We start from the raw sequence: 14171 nt of genomic DNA, 5'->3' as shown, positions 1-14171 counted from the left end.
CGGCTACTATCCGAGCCAACCGAACCTGTTGCATCGACAGCTTGAATCCAAGGGCTGTTCGGACGCGTTTGGTCCGTCTCGGGGTCGATTTTCAGGGGTGGGTAGGGATCACTCCGACGTGAACTGGATCTGGTGCCAGCCGCGGGCGCCGTCGGGGAAGACCTTGGTGCGTTCCTCGGGCTGGGTCTTGCCGTCCAGGTCGGTCGCCCGCACCTCGGCGCTGTGCAGGCCGGCCGGGCCGTCGTAGGGGTAGGACCACTGGCGCCACAGGTCGATGCCGCCGTCGGCCGCGAGCGTGACGTTCTTCCACTCGCCGCCGTCGATCCGGATCTCCACCTTCTCGATGCCCCGGTGCTGCGCCCAGGCGACGCCAGCGATGACCGACTTGTCCTTGGGCAGGGTGCCGAGCGACTTCGGCACCTCGATCTTGGTCTGGGTCAGGATGGGGGCGTCGGTGGCCCACTTGCGCTCGGTCCAGTACGCGGTCCGCTTGGCGTAGGTCGTGAACTCGATCCGCTCCAGCCACTTGGTCGCCGAGACGAAGCCGAACAGTCCGGGCACCAGCATCCGGGCGGGATAGCCGTGGGCGTCGGGCAGCACCTCACCGTTCATCCCGACCACGATCATCGCGTCCCGGCCGTCGTTGACCGCCTGGAACGGCGTCGAGCAGGTGTAGCCGGAGTCGGAGGAGTAGGAATAGACCTGGTCGACCCCGGGCTGGACGCCAGCGCGCTTGATGATCTCGCTGAACGGCACCCCCAGCCACTTGGTGGTGCTGACGTAGTTGCCGCCGACCTCGTTGGAGACGCAGGTCAGCGTGATGTTGCGCTCGATCAGCGGCATCGCGAGCAGGTCGTCGTAGCTGAGCTCGAGGGTGTTGTCGACCATGCCGTCGATGGTCAGCTTCCAGCTGCTGGCGTCCACGTGCGGGGTGACCAGGCTGATGTCGACCCGGTAGAAGTCGTCGTTCGCGGTGATGTAGGGCTGGACGCCGGACACCTGGACGCCGTCCGGCAGCGGCGGAGCCGGCGAGGTGGGGGCGGGCAGCCCCAGCGCGCGACGGGCCGCGGAGCTGGCGGCCTTCACCTTGCCGACCACGATCCCGCCACCACCGGCGAGAGCGGCTACGGCGGCCGTCCCGCCCAGCGCCAGCAGGAAGCCGCGGCGCGAACGACCGGCGGCGGCGTCGATGGCCGAGGCAGCCGGGGCCTCGTCGGCCGCTGCTGGAGGGCCGGACCCGCGGCTGACCAGGAGGCGCATCGCCAGCACTCCGGCGACACCGGCCGCGATCGAGGGGACGGTGTCGACCAGGCCGCCGCGCAGGAGGGCGGCGACGATGCCGGCGACGCCGAGCAGGGCGATGCCGGCGTACGCGATCCGGGGGTGCCGCCAGGCGACCAGGCCGAGCGCGGCGGCGAAGACCAGCAGCACCAGGGCGACGGTGGTCAGCAGCACCGGCTTGTCGTTGGTGCCGAGCGTGCGGACCGCGAGCTCCTTCGCCGGCGTCGGCGCGGCGTCGATCAGGGCGGAGCCGACGGCGAGCAGCGGCGAGGTGACCGGGTCGATGAACGAGGCGACCAGGTGTCCGACCCCCACGGCCACGGCGGCGGCGACCACCCCGGCAGCCATCCGGAGGGTGGCGCGAGGCGCCGCGGGGGGTTCGACTGTGGTCACGTGGGGAGTTCGTCACCGCGACCTCGGCCAGATTGGTCAGCCTGACCGGTGGGTGTGCGGCCCCCAACTACTGTGGTGAGGTGACCGCGACCGATCCGACGCCACCGCGGCTGCGGGTTCGGACGGTCGAGATCGACGACCCGGGCACGCTGGCGGCCCTGCTGCCAGTCGAGGGCGCGTACACCTGGCTCCGGCACGGTGAGGGCCTCGTCGGCTGGGGCGAGGCGGCCCGGCACAAGCCCGACAGCATCTGCGATGCCGAGGACTGGTGGTCCGACCTCGCCGGTTCCGTCGTGGTCGAGGCCGAGCTCGCCGACCCGCCGCCCGGGTCGGGGCTGCTGGCGTTCGGCAGCTTCGTCTTCGACCCTGACTCCGCCGCCGGCTCGGCTCTGGTCGTGCCGTCGCTGGTGGTGGGCCGGCGCGGCGGTCGCGCCTGGGTGACCCAGGTGGGCACCGAGCTGGGCGACCAGCCGGCGATCCGGCCCACCTCAGCGCCCCGACCGCCGACCGGTCTCCGCTACGCCGAGGGGTCGCTCTCGGTCGAGCGCTGGCAGGACGCGGTCAGCGAGGCCGTTCGCCGGATCGGTGCCGGCGAGCTGGACAAGGTGGTCCTGGCCCGTGACCTGGTCGCCACCTCCAGCACCGAGCTCGACCTCCGGTGGCTGGTCGGCCGGCTGGCCGAGCGCTACCCGAGCTGTTGGACCTACCTCGTCGACGGGCTGGTGGGCGCCACTCCCGAGCTGCTCGTCCGGAGCGAGGCGGGCGTCGTCTCCTCCCGGGTGCTGGCCGGGACGGTCCGACGTCCCGACACCACAGCCCCGCTCGGCCGCAGGCACGGGGGGCTCGACCGCCAGCGGAGCACCCGTACGGACCGGTCTCTCGGCGCCGCCCTGGCCGACTCGAGCAAGGACCTCGAGGAGCACGGCTACGCCGTTGCCTCGGTCGCCGAGGCGCTGCGCCCCTACTGCTCGGTCCTCGAGGTTCCCGACGAGCCGTACGTCCTCGAGCTGCCGAACGTGCTGCACCTCGCGACCGACGTCTCCGGCCGGGTCCGGCCCGGCGCGAGCTCGCTGACCCTCGCCGCAGCGCTGCACCCCAGCGCCGCGGTCTGCGGCACGCCTACCGACACCGCGCGCGGCCTGATCGCCGAGCTCGAGCAGCTTGACCGCGAGCGCTACGCCGGCCCGGTCGGCTGGGTGGACGCCGCCGGGGACGGCGAGTGGGGGATCGCGCTGCGCTGCGGTCTCGTCGACGAGGCCGACCCGCGCCGGATCCGGATCTTCGCCGGCTGCGGCATCGTCGCCGGCTCCGACGCGGCAGCTGAGCTGGCGGAGTCCAACGCCAAGCTGGTGCCGATGCGCGAGGCGCTCGCCCTCGACTGAGCTCGGCCCTCGGTCGTCCGGATCGCACGTTGCACCGTGATCGTGACGCTGCGGCGTCCGCTCGGCGCGGTCCCGCACGGGATGGGCAGGTAGATTTTCCGACTCCGGAGCTCGGGCCTGAACCACGTCCGCCGAACCGCACGAGGGACCCTCTGATGAGAAGTGCACGCTGCACGTTGTCCGGCTTGATCCTGGTCGGGCTGGTGCAGGTCGGGGCGGCGAGCCCGCCGTCGTACGCTCGCCGGGGCCCGGCCGCTCCGTCACGTCCCCGTACGAGGCCGACTTCGACCCGATCCGGTCCATCAGCAAGCTGGTCACCGTGGTGCCGCCCGTGAAGAGCACGAGCGGTGAGTACCGCGACGGCGAGCTCGTGGTGCCCGACGGCTACGGGAACTGACCGGCGGCCGATGGAGGCGACGACCGCGGTAGTGGTGCTGGCCGGAGGGACGTCCCGCCGGTTCGGCAGCGACAAGCTGACGGCGCCGGTCGACGGCAGCCCCCTGCTCGACGCTGCGCTGGCGGCCCTGCCGGGCGACGCTGACGTGGTGCTGGTGGGTCCGGCACGGCCGACGGCCCGGTCGGTGCACCTGGTCCGGGAAGACCCGCCCGGCGGGGGGCCGGCCGCGGCGCTGGTCGCCGGTCTGCGACTGGCGCTGACCGGACCCGCCACTCTGCTTGCGGTGCTGCCCGGTGACGCACCGGCCGGGGGTCGCGCCGCGGTCGCGCTGCTCGGGCTGCTGCGCGACGACCCGTCGGCGTCGGCGTTGGTGGCGGTGGACGACGAGGGCCGTTACCAGCCGCTGCAGCTCGCGTTGCGCCGGCCGGCGGCCGAGGCGCTCGTGGCGTCCGCCGCCGACGGCGGCCAGGGTGCCTCTGCCCGCCGGCTGCTGCTCGCGGCTCTCGGACCTGACCTTCGCCGGGTGCCACTGCCCCCGAGCAGCCTCTTCGACGTGGACACCCCCGCACAGCTCGCCGCCTGGGCGGCCCAGACCTCGCCGCAGGTGGCTGCTCTGGTCGCGCTGGCCGAGCGGTCCTCGGCCGGAGACCGGCCGGTGGTGCTGGCCCTCGACGGGCCCAGCGGGGCGGGCAAGTCGACGCTGGCCGCGGCGCTCCGGCTGCGGACCGGTGCCACCGTGCTGCCGGGGGACGACTTCTACGCGGTGGCCTTCGCCGAGTCCGATCTGGAGGAGCTGGGCCGGCTCGACGACGGGGAGCTCGCCGACCGGGTCTTCGACTGGGCCCGGCTGCGGGCTGAGGCGCTGGTACCGCTGGCCGCCGGCCGGCCGGCGCGGTACCGGCCCTTCGACTGGACCGGCACCGCCGGACCTGGACGACTGGGCGCCGCACGGAGCCTGCCACCGGCTCCGCTGGTCGTGCTCGACGGCGTGTACGCCGCCCGACCCGAGCTCGCCGACCTGGTCACCGCGTCCGTCCTGGTCCGGGCCGAGGAGATCGAGCGCGCGGCTCGGTTAGCCGCTCGTGGGGACGACCCGCGCTGGGCCGGGCTGTGGGAGCGCGCCGAGCGTCACTACTTCACGCACGTGCGGACCGCCGCCGACGTTGACCTCGTCCTCGGCTGAGGGGTGCCCGTTCGCCGCAGCAGCTGCTGAGGAGGGGCAAGGTCTGCTGGCAGAAGTCAGGTTGCTTGTCAGCACTCGGCGGAGCTGCGCGCGGGCCATTGTTTAGGTCACGCCGACGGGACGTAATTCGCGGCATCGCCCCTGGTCGGAAGGCTGATGGGCGGAACCGGCGCGTAGCCGCTACTGCATTGGGAAGTGTCGGTGGGGGGTCGTAGACTCCGCGTGAGCTCGTGAAGGTTTTCACGAGCGCAAGTCACAGCGGTGTGCACGGCGGTCAGGAGCAGGAGTCTCGATGTCAGTCACCTCCCACGGGCGGGGCCCGGCGGCGGGTGCCTCCGTGTCCCCGGTCACGAGCTCCGGGGCCCCGATCGAGTCCGACGTGATCGTCGTCGGCGCTGGTCCGGCGGGCTCGGCGACGGCCACCCACCTGGCGCGGCGCGGCCTGAGCGTCACCCTGCTGGAGAAGACCTCGTTCCCGCGCGAGAAGGTCTGCGGTGACGGGCTCACCCCCCGCGCGACCCGACAGCTGATCCGACTGGGCATCGACACCTCCGAGGCGGCCGGCTGGCTGCACAACAAGGGGCTCCGCATCTACGGCGGTGACCGGCCGTTCCAGCTCGAGTGGCCCGACCTCGCCGACTTCCCGCCGTACGGGCTGGTCCGCCCGCGCGCCGACCTCGACGACCTGCTGGTCCGCAACGCCGAGGCGTCCGGGGTCACGCTGTACGAGCAGGCGAACGTGGTCGCTCCGGTGCTCGACGACCGCACGACGAGGATCGTCGGCGTCCGCACCAAGGACGGCCGTTGCTTCTCCGCACCGATGGTGGTGGCGGCCGACGGCAACTCGACCCGGCTGAGCCTGGCCATGGGCCTCAACCGGCGTGACGACCGGCCGATGGGCGTCGCGGTGCGCACCTACTACACGAGCCCCCGGCACGACGACGACTACATGGAGTCCTGGCTGGAGCTGTGGGACGGCAAGCCGGGCGAGAGCGCGCTGCTGCCCGGCTACGGCTGGATCTTCGGCATGGGCGACGGCACCTGCAACGTCGGCCTCGGCATCCTCAACACCTCGAGCGCGTTCGGCAAGACCGACTACAAGGACCTGCTCAAGCGCTGGCTGGACAACACCCCGGAGGAGTGGGGGTTCCGCGACGAGAACATGACCGGTCCGGTCCGCGGGGCGGCGCTGCCGATGGGGTTCAACCGGCAGCCCCACTACAGCCGCGGCCTGCTGCTTGTCGGGGACGCCGGCGGCATGGTCAACCCGTTCAACGGCGAAGGCATCGCCTACGCGATGGAGTCCGGTGAGATCGCCGCCGACGCCATGGCCGAGGCGCACTACCGCGGCACCGGCACGGCCAGCGCCGAGCGGGCGCTGGAGTCGTACCCGCTCAAGCTCAAGGCCGAGCTCGGGGGGTACTACACCCTCGGCCGCGCCTTCGTGAAGCTGATCGGCAACCCCCACGTGATGCAGGCCTGCACGCGCTACGGGCTGCCGCGCAAGACGCTGATGAAGTTCACGCTCAAGCTGCTGGCCAACCTGACCGACAGCCGGGACGGGGACGCCATGGACAAGCTGATCAACGTCGCGTCGCGGATCGCGCCGGCCGCATGACCAACACATGCTTGACCGACCACAGGGGAGACGCGTGAACGGCTACCTCGGCATCGTGATCCTGCTGGGCCTGGCTGCCGGCTTCGTCGCGCTCACCATCGTGACGTCCCTGATCGTGGGGCCGGGCCGCTACAACCGGGCCAAGTACGACTCCTACGAGTGCGGGATCGAGCCGACGCCGCAGCCGGTGGGCGGCGGCCGCTTCCCGGTGAAGTACTACATCACCGCGATGCTGTTCATCGTCTTCGACATCGAGATCGTCTTCCTCTACCCGTGGGCGGTCTCGTTCGACCAGATGGGCACCTTCGCCCTGATGGAGATGGTCCTGTTCATCGTCACCGTCTTCATCGCCTACCTCTACGTGCTGCGGCGGGGTGGGCTCGAGTGGGACTGACCGCGGCCGGGCCGCCGACCACGCCGCAGGACCAGACACAGCAAGGGACGGACTGACATGGGTGCAGAAGAAAAGCTCCCCACCGGGGTGCTGCTAACGACGGTCGAGGGGCTGTTCGGCTACATGCGCAGCGCCTCGTTCTGGCCGGCCACCTTCGGCCTCGCGTGTTGTGCGATCGAGATGATGACCTACGGCGCCCCGCGCTACGATTCCGGCCGTTGGGGCCAGGAGGTCTTCCGCGCCTCGCCGCGCCAGGCCGACCTGATGATCGTGGCCGGCCGGGTCAGCCAGAAGATGGCGCCCGTGCTGCGCCAGATCTATGACCAGATGCCCAACCCCAAGTGGGTGCTGGCCATGGGGGTCTGCGCCAGCAGCGGCGGGATGTTCAACAACTACGCCATCGTCCAGGGCGTCGACCATGTCGTGCCCGTCGACATGTACCTGCCCGGCTGTCCGCCGCGGCCCGAGATGTTGATCGACGCCATGTTCAAGCTGCGCGACAAGGTCGCACACACACCCGTCGGCCTCAACGCCGTGACGGCGAACCTCGAGGCGGAGCAGGCGCAGCTGGCGGCGGCGTCGACCGTCGAGCAGAAGGGTCTGCTGCGATGACCGAGACCCCCGGGGGCGGTGCGGTGAACGCCGAGTCCGACGCCAAGGCCCGCGTCACGGGCGGGCTGGCGGCCGGTGAGTCCGAGCCCGACGCCGTCACCAAGCCCGAGTCGCTGGTCGGTTCCGACCCGGCGCTGCCCAGCGACGAGACCGAGGTGCTCGAGGTCCGTCGCGGCATGTTCGGCGTCCGCGGCACCGGCGACACGTCCGGCTACGGCGGGCTGTCCCGCACGATCGAGTTCCCGCCGCCGACCGCCCCGCCGTACGGGGGCTGGTGGGACTCGGTCAGCGACCGGATCGGTGAGCTGGTCGGTAGCTACAGCGACGTCATCACCAAGGTCGTCGTCCACCGGGGCGAGATCACCTTCCACGTCGCCCGGGCCTCGCTGGCCACGTTGGCCCGGCACCTGCGCGACGACGCCCAGCTGCGGTTCGAGTTCTGCTCCAGCGTCTCCGGGGTGCACTACCCGGCTGACCGGGGGGCGGAGCTGCACGCGGTCTACCACTTGCAGTCGATGACCCACAACCGGCGGATCCGGCTCGAGGTGTCGACTCCGATCGACGACCCGCACATCCCGTCGGTGGTGCCGACCTACCCGACCGCGGACTGGCACGAGCGCGAGACCTACGACATGTTCGGCATCGTGTTCGACGGCCACCCCGCCCTGACCCGGGTGCTGATGCCCGATGACTGGCCCGGTCACCCGCAACGCAAGGACTATCCGCTCGGCGGCATCCCCGTGGAGTACCTCGGGGCCACCGTGCCGCCGCCCGACGAGCGCAGGAGCTACAACTGATGAGTGGGAGCGGAGCGACCTCCAGCCCATCCGGCGAGGGGTGTGACAACTAATGGCCAGTGTGATCACCGACCCGTACGGCATCGCCGACGGTGCCGACGGAACCGACCCTGACGAGGGGCACGTCTACACCGTCACCGGGCAGGACTGGGACTCGATCGCCGCGGAGCAGGCCGAGCGCGGCGACGAGCGGATCGTGGTCAACATGGGTCCGCAGCACCCGTCCACGCACGGCGTGCTGCGACTGATCTTGGAGATGGAGGGTGAGTCGGTCACCGAGGCCCGCTGCGGCATCGGCTACCTGCACACCGGCATCGAGAAGAACATGGAGTACCGCTCCTGGACCCAGGGCGTCACCTTCTGCACCCGGATGGACTACCTCGCCCCGCTGTTCAACGAGACCACCTACTGTCTGGGCGTCGAGCGGCTGCTCGACATCGAGGCGGAGATCCCGGAGAAGGCCAGTGTCATCCGGGTGATGATGATGGAGCTCAACCGGATCTCCTCCCACCTGGTCTGCATCGCCACCGGCGGGATGGAGATCGGCGCCCTGACGGTGATGACCATCGGCTTCCGGGAGCGCGAGAAGGTGCTGGACGCGTTCGAGCTGATCACGGGTCTGCGGATGAACCACGCGTACATCCGTCCCGGCGGGGTTGCCCAGGACCTGCCCGACAACGCGCTCGAGCACGTCCGCGACCTGGTCGTCTGGATGCGCAAGCACCTGCCCGAGTACGCGGCCTTCTGCAACGAGAACCCGATCTTCAAGGGCCGGCTCGGTGGCGTCGGCCACCTCGACCTGACCGGCTGTCTGGCGCTCGGGATCACCGGGCCGCCGCTGCGGGCCACCGGCTACGACTGGGACCTGCGCAAGCGCCAGCCCTACTGCGGCTACGAGACCTACGACTTCGAGGTCCAGACCTGGGACACGATGGACGCGTACGGCCGCTTCCGGATCCGGCTGAACGAGATGTGGGAAAGCCTCAAGATCGTCGAGCAGTGCGTGGCCCGGCTGGAGAAGATGAAGGGCGCCCCGATCATGGTCGCCGACAAGAAGATCGCCTGGCCCGCGCAGCTGGCCATCGGCTCCGACGGCATGGGCAACTCCAACGAGCACATCAAGCACATCATGGGCGAGTCGATGGAGTCGCTGATCCACCACTTCAAGCTGGTCACCGAGGGCTTCCGGGTGCCGCCCGGCCAGGCGTACGTGCCGATCGAGAGCCCGCGCGGCGAGCTCGGCGCGCACGTCGTCTCCGACGGCGGCACGCGACCCTTCCGCGTGCACTTCCGTGACCCGAGCTTCACCAACCTCCAGGCCATGCCCGCCATGTGCGAGGGTTCGATGGTGTCCGACGTGGTGGTGGCCGTGGCGAGCCTCGACCCGGTGATGGGCGGGGTCGATCGATGAGCCTGCGAGTCGGGTCGACCCCAGCGGAAAGAGTGGACCGGTGAACGCGCTGGTCGAGCCCCAGGGCCCGGGGGCGCGGGCCGGGTCGTCCGCCGGCAACAATGCCAGCGAAGAGCTCGCCGGGCACGGCACGCACGGGCACTTCACCACCCACTTCGACGAACCGGTGCTCGACTTCGACGCGCCGGAGACGCTGATCGACGACGCGGTGATCGACGAGCTGCGGCTGATCGCGGCGCGCTACCCGCAGCCGCGGTCGGCCCTGCTGCCGATGCTGCACCTGGTGCAGAGCGTCGAGGGTCGCGTGACGCCGGCCGGGATCGAGGTCTGCGCCCGGATCCTCGACATCAGCACCGCCGACGTCAGCGGGGTCGCGACCTTCTACACGATGTACAAGCGGCGCCCGGTCGGGAAGTACCACGTCGGGGTCTGCACCACCGCGCTCTGCGCGATCATGGGCGGCGACGAGGTGTACGCGCGGCTGCAGGAGCATCTCGGCGTCGGCAACGACGAGACCACCGAGGACGGCGTGATCACCCTCGAGCACCTCGAGTGCAACGCGGCCTGCGACTACGCCCCGGTGATGATGGTCAACTGGGAGTTCTTCGACAACGCGACGCCCGACAACGCCGTGCAGGTCGTCGACGCGCTGCAGTCCGGCGCCCCGGTGCAGGCCACCCGCGGCGCCCGGGTCGCGACGTGGCAGGAGACCGAACGGGTGCTGGCCGGCTTTCCCGACGGTCGCGCCGATGAGGGTCCGACCTCGGGTTCGGCCTCCCGGCTGGGGCTGCAGATCGCGCGCGAGCGGGGCTGGCACGCCCCCACGCCCGTAACGCCGGAGACCGTCGAGGACGACGAGCAGAAGGGCAGCGTCTGATGGAGGAGAGGGCATGACTGACGTCTTGACTCCCGTGCTCACCGCCAACTGGGGCGACGAGCGGGCTTGGAAGCTCGTCAACTACGAACGGCAGGGTGGCTACCAGGCGCTCCGCAACGCGCTGGGGATGGAGCCGGCCGACGTGGTCACGGCGGTCAAGGACTCCGGTCTGCGCGGCCGGGGCGGCGCGGGCTTCCCGACGGGGATGAAGTGGAGCTTCATCCCGCAGGACAACCCCAAGCCGAAGTACCTCGTGGTCAACGCCGACGAGTCCGAGCCGGGGACCTGCAAGGACATCCCGCTGATGATGGCCTCGCCGCACACGCTGGTCGAAGGCGTGATCATCTCGGCGTACGCGATCCGCTCGAACACCGCGTTCATCTACGTCCGCGGCGAGGTGGTGCACGTCGTCCGCCGGCTGCAGCAGGCCGTCCGGGAGGCCTACTCGGCCGGCTACGCGGGGAAGAACGTGCTCGGCACCGGGTACGACCTCGAGATCATCGTGCACGCCGGTGCGGGCGCGTACATCTGCGGTGAGGAGACCGCGCTGCTCGACTCCCTCGAGGGCCGCCGCGGTCAGCCGCGGCTACGCCCCCCGTTCCCCGCGGTCGCCGGCCTCTACGCCAGCCCGACGGTGATCAACAACGTCGAGTCCATCGCGTCGGTGCCCTCGATCCTGCGCAACGGCGCGGCCTGGTTCTCCTCGATGGGCACCGAGAAGTCCAAGGGCATGACGATCTACTCCCTGTCCGGGCACGTCACCCACCCCGGCCAGTTCGAGGCCCCGCTGGGCATCACGCTGCGCGAGCTGCTCGCGCTGGGCGGGGGGATCCGGGCGGGGCACGAGCTCAAGTTCTGGACCCCGGGCGGCTCCTCGACCCCGATCCTGACGCCGCAGCACCTCGACATCCCTCTCGACTACGAAGGCGTCGCCAGCGTGAAGTCGATGCTCGGCACCAAGGCGTTGCAGTGCTTCGACGAGACCACCTCCGTCGTGCGCACGGTGCTGCGTTGGACCGAGTTCTACAAGCACGAGTCGTGCGGCAAGTGCACCCCGTGCCGCGAGGGCACCTGGTGGCTGGTCCAGATCCTCAAGCGGATGGAGGCCGGTCGCGGCGAGGAGGGCGACATCGACAAGCTGCTCGACCTCTGCGAAAACATCCTCGGCCGCTCGTTCTGCGCCCTCGGTGACGGCGCCACGTCGCCGATCAGCTCGGCGATCGCCTACTTCCGGGACGAGTTCGAGGCTGCCATGCACACCCCCGCCTGGGAGCTGTTCCCCTACGAGCGCAGCACCATCTTCGTCCGCGAGCCCGTAGGAGTCTCCGTATGACGGTCACGTCGAACCGACCGGACCAGGTGGCCAAACGCGAGGACCTCCTCACCCTGACCATCGACGACGTCGAGGTCAGCGTCCCGAAGGGGACGCTGGTGATCCGGGCGGCGGAGCTGATCGGGGTCGACATCCCGCGGTTCTGTGACCACCCGCTGCTCGACCCGGTCGGGGCGTGCCGGCAGTGCCTGGTAGAGGTGCCGGACGCCGGCAACGGCCGCGGCATCCCCAAGCCGCAGGCGTCGTGCACCCTCGAGGTGGCGGCGGGGATGGTCGTCAAGACCCAGGTCACGTCGCCGGTCGCCGACAAGGCCCAGCACGGCAACATGGAGTTCCTGCTGGTCAACCACCCGCTCGACTGCCCGATCTGCGACAAGGGCGGGGAGTGCCCGCTGCAGAACCAGGCGATGTCCCACGGCTACGCCGAGACCCGCTTCTCCGACCTCAAGCGCACCTACCCCAAGCCGGTCAACATCTCGGCCAACATCCTGCTCGACCGGGAGCGGTGCGTGCTCTGCGCCCGCTGCACCCGCTTCTCCGAGCAGATCGCGGGTGACCCGTTCATCGCGCTCGTCGAGCGCGGCGCGCTGCAGCAGGTGGGCGTCTACGAGCGGGAGCCGTTCCAGTCCTACTTCTCGGGCAACACGATCCAGATCTGCCCGGTCGGGGCCCTGACGAACGCGGCCTACCGGTTCCGGTCCCGGCCGTTCGACCTGGTCAGCACGCCGGCGGTCGCCGAGCACGACTCGTGCGGCTCGGCGATCCGGGTCGACCACCGGCGCGGCGTCGTCGTCCGGCGGCTGGCGGGGGACGACCCCGAGGTCAACGAGGAGTGGATCACCGACGTCGACCGGTTCGCCTTCGCCTACGGGCGGGGCGAGGACCGGCTGCGGCGGCCGCTGGTCCGCGAGGACGGCGTGCTGCGGCCCGCGTCCTGGCCCGAAGCGATCGACGTGGCCGTCCAGGGCCTGCAGGCGTCGATGGCCAAGGGGCCCGACGACGAGAGCCGTGGGGTCGGCGTGCTCACCGGCGGCCGGTTGACCGGAGAGGACGCGTACGGCTACGCCAAGTTCGCCCGGACGGTGCTCGGCACCAACTCCATCGACTTCCGCGCCCGGCCGCACTCGGCCGAGGAGGCCCAGTTCCTCGCCGCAGCGGTGAGCGGCCGCGGTCGGGGCGTGACCTTCGGCGACCTCGAGCACGCCTCGTCGGTGCTGATGGTCTGCTTCGAGCCCGAGGAGGAGGCGGGGGCGATCTTCCTGCGGCTCCGCAAGGCGATGCGCAAGTTCGGGCTGACGTCCTGGACGGTCGCCCCGCTGCTCAGCCGCGGTGCGGTCAAGATGGGCGCCACTCTCGTGCCCGCCGTCCCCGGCAGCGAGGCGGCCGTGCTGGCCAGTCTCGACCTGCCGCTGGACGCCGGCTCGGTGATCCTGGTCGGTGAGCGGGCCGCCCAGTCGGCCGGCACCCTGACCGCCTGTCTGCGGCTGGCTGACCGTACGGGGGCCCGGCTTGCCTGGGTGCCGCGTCGGGCTGGCGACCGCGGTGCGGTCGACGCGGGCTGCCTGCCCGACCTGCTGCCCGGCGGCCGTCCGCTCGGCGACGCCGCAGCCCGGATCGACACCCAGACCACCTGGGGGATCGAGGCCCTGCCGACGACTCCCGGCCGGTCCGCGAACGAGATGCTCAGCCCAGCCCTCGGCGACCGGCTGAGCGCGCTGGTGGTCGCCGGCCTGGAGCCGGCCGACCTCGCCGATCCGCAGGCGGCGTTGCGGACGCTCGAGGAGACCGACTTCGTCGTCAGTCTGGAGACCCGGGCCTCGGCCGTCACCGAACGGGCCGACGTGGTCTTCCCGGTGTCGCTGGTCTCGGAGCGGTCCGGCACGTTCGTCACCTGGGAGGGTCGTGAGCGCCCCTTCGACGCGGTCTTCACCGCGCCCAACACGATGTCAGACGTCCGGGTGCTCGCCGCACTCGCCGAGGCATTCGGTACCGACCTCGGTTTCCGGACGGCCGAGGGGGCTCGGGCCGAGCTGGCCGAGCTCGGCCGCTGGGAGGGCCGTCGCGGCCTCAAGCCGAGGGTCGAACCGGGTGCGGTAGCCCGTGCCTCGGCGACGAAGCTGGTCCTTGCCACCTGGCGGATGGCCATCGACGACCGCCGTGCGGTCGACGGCGAGCCGTTCCTGCTCGCGACCGCCCGGCCGCCGGTGGCCCGGATGCACCCGGCGACGGCCGACCTGGCCGGACTGACCGACCGGGTCACCGTGAGCAACGAGCGGGGTCGGCTGACGCTACCGCTGGAGCTCGACCCGGACATGGTCCTCGGGGTTGTCTGGCTGCCGGCCAAGGCGCCCGGGCTCGGCGTCAACGAGCACCTCGCCGCCGGCGCCGGTGACCTCGTCGAGGTGTCGGTCCCCGTACCCACCAGCACGCTGTCCACCACCACCGCGGGCACCGGTCCCGACGAGGAGTCTGCGGCATGACCGTGCTCACCGG

General features: G+C 71.2%; 11 protein-coding genes. 10 read left to right on the top strand and 1 reads right to left on the bottom strand.

Going from position 1 to position 14171, the window contains the following annotated elements; translation table 11 throughout:
• Positions 1–108 precede the first annotated feature (108 nt).
• Positions 109–1674 (bottom strand): molybdopterin-dependent oxidoreductase, encoded by a 1566-nt coding sequence (locus ACFE76_RS17795; RefSeq protein WP_375433115.1) that lies wholly within the window; start codon positions 1672–1674, stop codon positions 109–111.
• An 80-nt stretch (positions 1675–1754) separates the two neighbouring features.
• Here ACFE76_RS17795 and ACFE76_RS17790 point away from each other — a divergent pair, with 80 nt between their 5' ends.
• The 10 genes from ACFE76_RS17790 (at position 1755) to ACFE76_RS17745 (ending at position 14158) form a co-directional block, all read left to right on the top strand.
• Positions 1755–3056, top strand: a complete 1302-nt coding sequence (locus tag ACFE76_RS17790) for an isochorismate synthase MenF (RefSeq protein WP_375433114.1) — start codon at positions 1755–1757, stop codon at positions 3054–3056.
• A gap of 407 nt (positions 3057–3463) precedes the next feature.
• The gene (locus ACFE76_RS17785; protein WP_375433113.1) at positions 3464–4636 is read left to right on the top strand and encodes an NTP transferase domain-containing protein; all 1173 of its coding nucleotides are present in this window, start codon (positions 3464–3466) and stop codon (positions 4634–4636) included.
• 292 nt (positions 4637–4928) lie between these two features.
• Complete coding sequence (locus ACFE76_RS17780) at positions 4929–6254, top strand: geranylgeranyl reductase family protein (RefSeq protein ID WP_375433112.1); 1326 nt, start codon at positions 4929–4931, stop codon at positions 6252–6254.
• A 34-nt stretch (positions 6255–6288) separates the two neighbouring features.
• The gene (locus ACFE76_RS17775; protein ID WP_375433111.1) at positions 6289–6648 is read left to right on the top strand and encodes an NADH-quinone oxidoreductase subunit A; all 360 of its coding nucleotides are present in this window, start codon (positions 6289–6291) and stop codon (positions 6646–6648) included.
• Between the two features lie 57 nt (positions 6649–6705).
• Positions 6706–7260 carry a NuoB/complex I 20 kDa subunit family protein gene (locus ACFE76_RS17770; protein ID WP_375433110.1) on the top strand — a complete coding sequence of 185 codons (555 nt, stop codon included), beginning with the start codon at positions 6706–6708 and terminating at the stop codon, positions 7258–7260.
• Positions 7257–8057 carry an NADH-quinone oxidoreductase subunit C gene (locus tag ACFE76_RS17765; RefSeq protein WP_375433109.1) on the top strand — a complete coding sequence of 267 codons (801 nt, stop codon included), beginning with the start codon at positions 7257–7259 and terminating at the stop codon, positions 8055–8057. Before ACFE76_RS17770 ends, ACFE76_RS17765 begins: the two co-directional genes overlap by 4 nt.
• Before the next feature lie 52 nt (positions 8058–8109).
• Positions 8110–9468, top strand: a complete 1359-nt coding sequence (locus tag ACFE76_RS17760; RefSeq protein WP_375433108.1) for an NADH-quinone oxidoreductase subunit D — start codon at positions 8110–8112, stop codon at positions 9466–9468.
• A 166-nt stretch (positions 9469–9634) separates the two neighbouring features.
• A complete protein-coding gene (gene nuoE, locus ACFE76_RS17755) occupies positions 9635–10345 on the top strand; it encodes an NADH-quinone oxidoreductase subunit NuoE (RefSeq protein ID WP_375433119.1) in 711 nt (236 codons plus the stop codon).
• A gap of 13 nt (positions 10346–10358) precedes the next feature.
• Complete coding sequence (nuoF, locus tag ACFE76_RS17750; protein WP_375433107.1) at positions 10359–11678, top strand: NADH-quinone oxidoreductase subunit NuoF; 1320 nt, start codon at positions 10359–10361, stop codon at positions 11676–11678.
• Positions 11675–14158, top strand: a complete 2484-nt coding sequence (locus ACFE76_RS17745) for an NADH-quinone oxidoreductase subunit G (protein WP_375433106.1) — start codon at positions 11675–11677, stop codon at positions 14156–14158. Before nuoF ends, ACFE76_RS17745 begins: the two co-directional genes overlap by 4 nt.
• The last annotated feature ends 13 nt before the right edge of the window (positions 14159–14171 follow it).

This window comes from uncultured Friedmanniella sp., from assembly GCF_964244005.1.
Taxonomy (GTDB): Bacteria; Actinomycetota; Actinomycetes; order Propionibacteriales; family Propionibacteriaceae; genus Microlunatus.
The sequence above is the reverse complement of the archived record's forward strand: the minus strand, read 5'-3'. Positions and strand labels throughout refer to the sequence as shown.

Coding starts and splice junctions, on each gene's coding strand:
- ACFE76_RS17745 (WP_375433106.1), top strand. CDS start 11,675: ATGACGGTCACGTCGAACCGACCGGACCAGGTGGCCAAACGCGAGGAC.
- ACFE76_RS17785 (WP_375433113.1), top strand. CDS start 3,464: ATGGAGGCGACGACCGCGGTAGTGGTGCTGGCCGGAGGGACGTCCCGC.
- ACFE76_RS17770 (WP_375433110.1), top strand. CDS start 6,706: ATGGGTGCAGAAGAAAAGCTCCCCACCGGGGTGCTGCTAACGACGGTC.
- ACFE76_RS17760 (WP_375433108.1), top strand. CDS start 8,110: ATGGCCAGTGTGATCACCGACCCGTACGGCATCGCCGACGGTGCCGAC.
- ACFE76_RS17765 (WP_375433109.1), top strand. CDS start 7,257: ATGACCGAGACCCCCGGGGGCGGTGCGGTGAACGCCGAGTCCGACGCC.
- nuoF (WP_375433107.1), top strand. CDS start 10,359: ATGACTGACGTCTTGACTCCCGTGCTCACCGCCAACTGGGGCGACGAG.
- ACFE76_RS17780 (WP_375433112.1), top strand. CDS start 4,929: ATGTCAGTCACCTCCCACGGGCGGGGCCCGGCGGCGGGTGCCTCCGTG.